General features: G+C 63.5%; 1 pseudogene. It reads left to right on the plus strand.

Going from position 1 to position 967, the window contains the following annotated elements:
- Positions 1 to 967: pseudogene (locus AXK60_RS26515) on the plus strand (IS3 family transposase); the annotation flags it as partial.

Raw genomic sequence — 967 nt, forward strand, 5'->3', positions numbered from 1 at the left:
CGTGACGACGTGGTCCGGGTTGCCCGTGACCGTGAACCGGGGGTGACGCTCGCGCAGGTCGCGAAGGACTTCGGGATCCACGAGATGACGCTGACGAAGTGGCTGCGCCGCGCCAACATCGACGACGGCAGCAAGCCCGGCATGACGAGTGGGCAGTCCGCGGAGTTGCGGGAGGCCAACAAGCGAATCCGGTTGTTGGAGCAGGAGAATGAAGTCCTGCGGCGGGCTGCTGCGTATTTGTCGCAGGCGAATTTGCCGGGAAAAGGTTCTACCCGCTCGTGAAGGAGCTTGCCGCGGACGGGATCCCCGTCACGGTGACGTGTCGGGTACTCAAGCTCGCCCGTCAGCCGTACTACCGGTGGCTCAAGGACGCGGTCACCGATGCGGATCGGGTCGCGGCGGAGCGCGCGAACGCCCTGTTCGATGCGCACCGTGATGATCCGGAGTTCGGCTACCGTTTCCTTGTCGACGAGGCCGAAGCTGCAGGTCAGCCCATGAGTGCACGCACGGCGTGGCGGATCTGCTGCGCCAACGGCTGGTGGTCGAGCTTCGGGAAGAAACGCGGTCGGAATGGGAAGAAGCCTGGCCCGCCGGTGCACGATGATCTGGTCGAACGCGACTTCACCGCTGAGTCCCCGAACGAGTTGTGGTTGACGGATATCACTGAGCACTGGACCGATGAGGGCAAGCTCTACCTCTGCGCGATCAAGGACGTGTGCTCGGGGCGGATCGTCGGCTACAGCATCGACTCCAGGATGAAGTCCCGTCTCGCCGTGAATGCGCTCAACAGTGCGGTCGCCCGCCGAGAAGGCGATGTTACGGGTTGTATTGTTCACTCGGACAGGGGCTCTCAATTTCGGTCACGGAAGTTCGTGTCCACGCTCAACCGGCACGATCTGGTCGGGTCCATGGGGCGAGTCGGCGCAGCCGGCGACAACGCAGCGATGGAATCATTCTTCGCGCTACT

It is taken from the genome of Tsukamurella pseudospumae, from assembly GCF_001575195.1.
In the GTDB taxonomy this organism is placed as follows: Bacteria; Actinomycetota; Actinomycetes; order Mycobacteriales; family Mycobacteriaceae; genus Tsukamurella; species Tsukamurella pseudospumae.